General features: G+C 44.7%; 8 protein-coding genes and 1 pseudogene. 8 read left to right on the top strand and 1 reads right to left on the bottom strand.

The window, feature by feature from the left end; translation table 11 throughout:
- The 3 genes from A3739_RS03770 to A3739_RS03780 form a co-directional block, all read left to right on the top strand.
- Window positions 1-242 (top strand): glutaredoxin family protein (locus A3739_RS03770; RefSeq protein ID WP_068500376.1); only part of this gene is annotated, 242 nt, incomplete at its 5' end.
- A gap of 37 nt (window positions 243-279) precedes the next feature.
- Window positions 280-1,062, top strand: a complete 783-nt coding sequence (gene yaaA, locus A3739_RS03775) for a peroxide stress protein YaaA (RefSeq protein ID WP_068482135.1) — start codon at window positions 280-282, stop codon at window positions 1,060-1,062.
- A 13-nt stretch (window positions 1,063-1,075) separates the two neighbouring features.
- A complete protein-coding gene (locus tag A3739_RS03780) occupies window positions 1,076-1,831 on the top strand; it encodes a 1-acyl-sn-glycerol-3-phosphate acyltransferase (RefSeq protein WP_068475697.1) in 756 nt (251 codons plus the stop codon).
- A 58-nt stretch (window positions 1,832-1,889) separates the two neighbouring features.
- Here A3739_RS03780 and gltA read toward each other — a convergent pair whose 3' ends face one another.
- Window positions 1,890-3,161: a citrate synthase gene (gene gltA, locus A3739_RS03785; protein ID WP_068482138.1), complete on the bottom strand. Its 1,272-nt coding sequence runs from the start codon at window positions 3,159-3,161 to the stop codon at window positions 1,890-1,892.
- 440 nt (window positions 3,162-3,601) lie between these two features.
- Between gltA and sdhC the strand changes: the two genes are divergently transcribed.
- The 5 genes and pseudogenes from sdhC to A3739_RS03810 all read left to right on the top strand — a co-directional run.
- Window positions 3,602-3,976, top strand: a complete 375-nt coding sequence (gene sdhC / locus A3739_RS03790) for a succinate dehydrogenase, cytochrome b556 subunit (protein ID WP_068482142.1) — start codon at window positions 3,602-3,604, stop codon at window positions 3,974-3,976.
- Window positions 3,970-4,314, top strand: a complete 345-nt coding sequence (gene sdhD, locus A3739_RS03795) for a succinate dehydrogenase, hydrophobic membrane anchor protein (protein WP_068473757.1) — start codon at window positions 3,970-3,972, stop codon at window positions 4,312-4,314. Before sdhC ends, sdhD begins: the two co-directional genes overlap by 7 nt.
- A 6-nt stretch (window positions 4,315-4,320) precedes the next feature.
- On the top strand, window positions 4,321-6,093 hold the full coding sequence (gene sdhA, locus A3739_RS03800) for a succinate dehydrogenase flavoprotein subunit (RefSeq protein WP_068482145.1): 1,773 nt from the start codon (window positions 4,321-4,323) through the stop codon (window positions 6,091-6,093).
- Window positions 6,094-6,102: 9 nt separating this feature from the next.
- Window positions 6,103-6,807, top strand: a complete 705-nt coding sequence (locus A3739_RS03805; RefSeq protein WP_068482148.1) for a succinate dehydrogenase iron-sulfur subunit — start codon at window positions 6,103-6,105, stop codon at window positions 6,805-6,807.
- 326 nt (window positions 6,808-7,133) lie between these two features.
- Window positions 7,134-7,516: pseudogene (locus tag A3739_RS03810) on the top strand (2-oxoglutarate dehydrogenase E1 component); the annotation flags it as partial.

A 7,516-nucleotide genomic window follows, 5' to 3' on the forward strand; every position in this document is an offset into this window, starting at 1 on the left:
GCACAACTGCATGTCATCTATGTGAATTAGCCGTTGATGTAGTTGAGCAATTTAATGAAATGATGAAGGTGCATGACTTTCAGTTAAATGTTGAAAATTTGGATATTGCTTCAAGTGCTGCTTTGGTAGAGGTCTACGGTAATAGAATTCCCGTAATTATTGACTCGGATACCAAGAAAGAATTGGATTGGCCTTTTGATCCTGAAGGCTTGTATAACTTTTTAAGAGAATGCTCGACATAGCTTCGAGCATTATTGTGTACGAACGAGGAAGAGTTGAATGTTGTTTTTATTGTCACCCGCTAAGACGCTTGATTACGAAAATGCTGCATTGACGGATGATTTTACGACTCCAAGAATGCTTGATCATTCAGCGGAGCTAATTGAAGGCGCTAAAAATTTATCTGCAGCAGATGTAAAGGCATTGATGGGCGTCAGTGACACTATTGCTGAATTAAATGTTGAGCGCTTTGCTGCATGGTCTCAACCGTTCAGTCTTCAAAATTCAAAGCAAGCTGTCTATGCCTTTAAAGGTGATGTCTATACAGGGGTAAACGTAGAGACGATGTCTGGTCCACAGGTTGAGTATTTACAGAGCCAAGTGCGGATATTGTCTGGACTTTATGGTTTATTGCGTCCCTTAGATTTAATGCAGGCCTATCGGCTAGAAATGGGCATTAAATTTCAGAATGATCGTGGCCCGAATTTATACAAATTCTGGGGGGCGGAGATCTCTAATCTCCTAAATGAAGACTTAAGTGATTCCGAGCGCTTGGTTATAAATTTGGCGTCAAATGAATACTTTAAGGCAGTAGATAAGAAAGAACTAAACGCGCGGATTATTACGCCAGTGTTTAAGGATCTTAAAAACGGTGCATACAAAATTGTTAGCTTCTATGCCAAGAAAGCACGTGGCTTAATGGTCCGATATGCAGCGGATAAGAATATTACCGATGTAGAGTTATTAAAGGGCTTTGACTATGAGGGTTATAGGTTTAACACGGAGCTTAGTGAAGGAGATACATGGGTATTCACCAGAGATGAGCCGCCTAAAGCCAAATAATTAGATTGAAACTATGATGTCAAAACTTCTTGTTCCCCCACGCTGTGCGCGATTAGGCTTGAATATTTTGGGGGGCGCAACGGTAATAGAGTCGATTCATCGCTTTCCTCGAGCTTCTAAAATCGAAGACAAAGAGCTTAATGATTATGCGCCTTTCCGATATTGGGTGAAGGATTTGGTGCGCTCTCTTAATGTTGAGTTAGAAGTGAAAGGTACGCCCTTAGCGCAAGGTAACTTGTTTTTGGCAAACCATGTGTCATGGGTTGATACGGTTATTTTGAATCATGCTGAGCCTCTTGCTTTTGTTTCTCGTCATGATGTTGAAGACTGGCCATTCATAGGTACATTTACGCGGCGTATGGGGTCTGTGTATGTTGATAGAAGTAACAAGTTTCAGGCCTATCGCAGTATTCCAAAGTTAGAGGACAAGCTTCGCTCGGGTAGATCGGTCATCGTTTTCCCAGAGTCAACAACCTCCGATGGATCTCATTTGTTGCCTTTTTATGGGATGTTTGTTGAGTCAGCTGTTCGAGTTGGTTGTCAGGTTCAACCAATAGCGCTTCGTTATTTTGATAAGTCGGGGAATACGATGCGAGAAGCGGCTTACGCTGGTGATGACAGTTTCGGCGAGACCTTGGTTCGTATTTTAAGTCAGAAGAAAGTCTATGCCTCGATAGAATTTTTAGAGCCAATTGATGCTCTTAATGTCGATCGTAAAGAAGTGCTTCGTATTAGTAGGGATCGAATTGCGCGGGCTTTAAGTCTTTAATTGATTTTGATTGGGCACAAAAAAACCGCTAATTGAGCGGTTTTTTTGTGCCCGCTTGTTACGCAGGATAGTCACGCTTGTCGTAGCCTTTGTAAAGCTGACGAGGGCGACCAATTCGGTAGTTCTCGCTGACCATTTCATTCCAGTGAGCAAACCAACCAATTGTACGAGACATTGCGAAGATCACTGTGAACATCGACTCAGGGATACCGATTGCTTTAAGGATAATGCCTGAGTAGAAGTCTACATTCGGGTATAACTTACGAGCGATGAAGTATTCGTCTTCAAGAGCAATTTGCTCTAGTCGCTTCGCAATCTTGAGAAGTGGGTCGTTCTCTAGGCCTAGTACAGACAGAACTTCTTCGCATGTTTCGCGCATAACTTTAGCGCGTGGGTCAAAGTTCTTATAGACGCGGTGACCGAAGCCCATAAGACGGAATGGATCATTCTTGTCTTTTGCTTTAGCAACGAATTCGTCAATGTTTGCAACGTCGCCAATTTCGTTGAGCATGCTCAACACAGCTTCGTTTGCGCCGCCGTGTGCAGGACCCCAAAGTGCTGCAATACCAGACGCAATACATGCGAATGGATTTGCTCCGGTAGAACCCGCAAGACGAACTGTTGATGTTGATGCGTTTTGTTCGTGGTCAGCATGAAGCATGAAAATACGATCCATTGCGCGAACAATTGCTGGATCAAATTTAACATCGCCAGCAGGAGTGCTGAACATCATGTGCAGGAAGTTCTCTGCATAACCCAAATCATTGTTCGGGTACATGAATGGCTGGCCAATCGAGTACTTGTAACACATTGCGGCAATTGTTGGCATTTTCGCGATTAGGCGGAAGCCGGCGATCTCACGATCTTGTGCTTCAGTAATGTCCATTGAGTCATGGTAAAAAGCAGATAATGCTCCAACGACACCACACATAATAGCCATTGGGTGTGCATCACGACGGAAACCACGGAAGAACTGATTTACTTGGTCGTGAACCATGGTGTGGTTGCGAACTGTGGCGCGGAAAGCTTCACTTTCTTCTTTAGTTGGCAGCTCTCCGTGAAGAAGAAGGTGGCATAACTCTAGATAGTCAGAATTTTCAGCAAGATCGTCGATTGCGTAGCCGCGGTGTAAAAGAACACCTTTACCGCCGTCGATATATGTAATGGCTGATTCGCAAGCCGCAGTGGATACAAAGCCTGGGTCGTAAGTGAACAAGCCTTCAGATACGAGGCTTCGTACGTCTATTACGTCTGGTCCAACAGTACCTGAGTACATTGGTAAGTCGATGGTTTTGCCATCTACCAATAACTGAGCTTTCTTATCAGTCATTGTTTTCTCCTATTGCTTGAATCTACCCCGAAATGCGGTTGGCATAGCGGCGTTTTGTATTGTCAGTATTAAGGTGACCGTGTTTTTTATGATCGCCAAAGCGAGTTTCGATCTGATCGTCTATCCTTTCTAAGATTTGCACTAGTGAAGCGAAAGCATAGCTAGCGTAAATGCTAAGGCGAACCACTATAGGGTGTTGGGCAGGATTGTCAATTGCAGTCGGTATAACTAGGCTGAATAACGATAAAATGTGCGTTTGGTTGTGTTTGTTTTAACCCATCAATATAATCCTCGCGCCGACGTCAGAGCTTTGTTTTTCTTAGCGTTTTGATTTCGCCATTTTAAAAAATATAAGCGAACTTTGTGATCTGCGTTTTCTATAAGTTCGTTATTGAACATGATGTGTTCATCATCGATTTATTAAAAGAGAGAAGATAGCCGTGGAGAATAAAAGACCAGTCAATCTTGACTTGACTCAGTTTAAATTCCCTTTGCCTGCTTTAACTTCAATCGCGCACCGTATCACTGGTGTTATGTTGTTTGTTGGCTTGGTGTTTTTAATGTATGGGTTGGATTTGTCACTGAGTAGTGAGCAAGGCTTCGCTGAAGCGAAGGCGCTTTTCGATAATGCCTTGGTTAAATTCATCATTTGGGGTGTTGTATCGGCGTTGCTTTATCACTTGGTTGCTGGTGTGAAGCACTTAATTATGGATCTCGGTGTTGGCGAAACGATCGAGGGCGGTGAGCTCGGCGCACAGATCACAATCGTTCTTTCAGTGGTTCTAATCGTTCTGGCGGGGGTTTGGATATGGTAGCTAGTGTTACTAGTTTTGGTCGTAACGGTCTTTCCGATTGGATCATTCAGCGTTTTACTGCAGTCGTTTTGGCTGCCTATACAGTATTTATTTTGGGTTATCTGATTTATAACCCTGAGCTTACTTATGAGCAATGGAGCGGCTTGTTTGCGTGCACTGCGATGCGTATTTTCTCTTTGCTTGCGCTTCTTTGTATTGGTGCTCATGCGTGGGTTGGGTTGTGGACTGTGTCGACGGACTACATGCGTTCGACAGCGGTTCGTTTGAGCTTTCAAGCCTTTTTCGGCGTAGTGTTGTTTGCCTACGTTGTTTGGGGCATTCAGATTCTGTGGGGGTGATTTAACATGGCAGGATTAAGAACATTAAATTACGATGCGATCGTTATCGGTGGCGGCGGTTCTGGTATGCGCGCAGCGCTACAGTTGACAGAATCTGGCGTTAAGACTGCTTGTATCACTAAAGTATTCCCTACGCGTTCGCACACGGTTTCTGCTCAAGGTGGTATCACTTGCGCTATTGCAAGTGCGGACCCAAACGATGATTGGCGTTGGCATATGTATGACACTGTTAAAGGGTCTGATTACATCGGTGACCAAGACGCGATTGAGTACATGTGTTCAGTTGGCCCTCAAGCGGTTTTCGAGCTTGATCATATGGGACTTCCTTTCTCTCGAACAGAAGAAGGTCGTATTTACCAGCGTCCGTTTGGCGGTCAATCAAAAGGGCCTGACAACCCAACTCAAGCGGCACGTACTTGCGCAGCGGCTGACCGTACTGGTCACGCTTTGTTGCATGCGCTTTATCAAGGTAACTTGAAAGGTGGAACGACATTCCTTAATGAATGGTATGCGGTAGATTTGGTTAAGAACCAGAAAGGTGCTGTTGTAGGCGTTATCGCTATCTGTATCGAAACTGGTGAGACGGTATATATCAAAGCGAAAGCGACTGTCATGGCGACAGGCGGTGCTGGTCGTATTTATGAATCGACTACGAATGCATTGATCAATACTGGTGATGGCATGGGTATGGCATTGCGTGCAGGCTTCCATGGTCAAGACATGGAAATGTGGCAGTTCCACCCGACTGGTATTTATGGCGCGGGTACTCTCGTTACTGAAGGTTGTCGTGGTGAAGGCGGTTACTTGATTAACAGTGAAGGTGAGCGTTTCATGGAACGTTATGCGCCGAATGCTAAAGACCTTGCTGGACGCGATGTTGTTGCGCGCTCTATGGTAATGGAGATTCTTGAAGGTCGTGGCTGTGGTCCGAAGAAAGACCACGTTCTTCTTAAGCTTGATCACCTGGGTGAAGAGACCTTGAATTTGCGCCTTCCTGGTATTTGTGAATTGTCGAAGACATTTGCGCACGTTGATCCAGTGAAAGCGCCGGTTCCTGTTGTTCCAACTTGTCACTACATGATGGGTGGTATCCCTACTAACATTGGTGGTGAAGCGATCATGCAGGACTCAAACGGTAACGATCAAATCATAGAAGGTTTATACGCTTGTGGTGAGGCTGCTTGTGTATCTGTTCATGGTGCGAACCGTCTTGGTGGTAACTCGCTGCTTGACTTGGTCGTATTTGGACGCGCAGCGGGCCTACAAATTGAGAAATCTATTCGCGAAGGTCTTGTTCATGACGAGGCTAGTGAGTCCGATGTTGAGCAGGCATTATCTCGAGTTAATCGCTTGAATAGCTCTACTTCTGGTGAGAGTACGGTTGCTGTTAAAGAAGATTTGCAGCGTACGATGCAGCTTTACTTTGGTGTATTCCGTGAAGGTGAAAGCATGCAGAAAGGTCTGAAAATGCTTGAAGAGATCGGAGAGCGTTTGAAGAACGTACATCTTGAAGATAAGAGTCAAGCTTTCAATACTGCGCGTATTGAAGCGCTTGAGCTTGATAACCTTTACGAAGTGGCAGTTGCTACGGCAGTGAGTGCTGAAGGTCGTAAAGAGAGTCGTGGTGCGCACGCTCGTAATGACTTTACTGAGCGTGATGATGAGAACTGGTTGAAGCATTCCATCTTTAACCCAGTGACCAAGGAATTGACAAAGCGTGACGTGAACTTTGCGCCGAAAACGGTAGAGGCTTTCCCTCCGAAAGTTCGCTCATACTAGGAGTTATCAATGTTAGTTAGTATTTATCGCTACAATCCTGAGAAAGATCAGGTTCCTTACATGGAAGACATCGAGGTCGTGATTCCTGAGGGTAAAGACTTGATGGTTCTTGATGTGCTTCACCTTGTGAAGGCGAAAGATTCATCTGTTGCATATCGTCGCTCGTGCCGTGAGGGTGTTTGCGGGTCTGACGGTTTAAACATGAATGGTAAAAATGGACTTGCTTGTATTACGCCGTTATCGGATGTTGTTAAGAAAGGGAAGTTGGTTATTCGTCCGCTTCCTGGGCTTCCAGTTATCCGTGACTTGGTTGTGGACATGTCTATGTTCTACAAGCAGTACGAGAAAATTAAGCCGTTCTTGATTAATGATACGCCGGCTCCAGCTATTGAGCGTCTACAAACTCCTGAGGAGCGCGAGAAACTAGACGGTCTATACGAATGTATCTTGTGTGCATGTTGTTCAACTGCTTGTCCTTCTTTCTGGTGGAACCCTGATAAGTTTGTTGGACCTTCAGGTCTTTTGCAGGCTTATCGGTTCTTAGCTGATTCTCGTGATACGGCTACACAAGAGCGATTGGCAGACTTGGATGACCCGTTTAGTGTCTTCCGTTGCCGTGGCATTATGAACTGTGTGAACGTTTGTCCTAAGGGATTAAATCCGACACGCGCAATCGGTCATATTCGTGGAATGTTGTTGCAGCGTTCTACTTAATTGTTCACTTGTTGAGCAGCAAATTAAAAGCCGCTTTGTTAAGCGGCTTTTTTTTGCTTAAAAGTAGGTAAATATTTCTCAAATTAATGTAAAAGTCGCTATACTAAACGGGATCTATTGCTCCTTTTTGTTATTTGCTATCCCAATAACGTGAAGGGCAGTTTTAGAGCAGTTTGCTGCTTAAAAGGCGGCAAAGGTGTGTTCAAATACCGGGACGGGGTTATCCCCCCAAACCAAGGAAGTTTCGCAATCGCTTTTTCGTGCTTGTGTTCATTGCTTTTAAGGAAAACTCGGTCCGCATTTGATGCTAACAAGGCGAATATTTAATGCAAGACAACAACATGGCGCTACTCTGGCAGACATCCCATCTGGCCGGTGGCAATTTAGTTTATGTTGAACAACTTTATGACTCTTATCTAAGCGATCCCAATAGTGTGCCAGAAGAGTGGCGTTCTTATTTTGATCAACTTCCTCGTGTCGATGGCTATTCAGCCAAAGACGTACCGCATTCTACGGTACGCGAGCAATTTCTCCATATTTCAAAAAACAAAGCGTTAACAGCTAGCTCTGCAACTCCTGCAAGCGCAGTGTCAGAGCATGATGCGAAGCAAGTTAAAGTGCTTCAGCTGATTAGTGCTTATCGAATTCGTGGGCATCAAGCGGCGTCGCTTGATCCTTTGGGGTTAATGGAGCGTGAGAATGTTGAAGA

This window comes from Oleiphilus sp. HI0067 (assembly GCF_001635735.1).

Excerpts from the sequence above, each read along its gene's own strand:
- sdhD (WP_068473757.1), top strand. The coding sequence starts at position 3,970 with ATGGTAGCTAGTGTTACTAGTTTTGGTCGTAACGGTCTTTCCGATTGG.
- A3739_RS03805 (WP_068482148.1), top strand. The coding sequence starts at position 6,103 with ATGTTAGTTAGTATTTATCGCTACAATCCTGAGAAAGATCAGGTTCCT.
- yaaA (WP_068482135.1), top strand. The coding sequence starts at position 280 with ATGTTGTTTTTATTGTCACCCGCTAAGACGCTTGATTACGAAAATGCT.
- gltA (WP_068482138.1), bottom strand. The coding sequence starts at position 3,161 with ATGACTGATAAGAAAGCTCAGTTATTGGTAGATGGCAAAACCATCGAC.
- A3739_RS03780 (WP_068475697.1), top strand. The coding sequence starts at position 1,076 with ATGATGTCAAAACTTCTTGTTCCCCCACGCTGTGCGCGATTAGGCTTG.
- sdhA (WP_068482145.1), top strand. The coding sequence starts at position 4,321 with ATGGCAGGATTAAGAACATTAAATTACGATGCGATCGTTATCGGTGGC.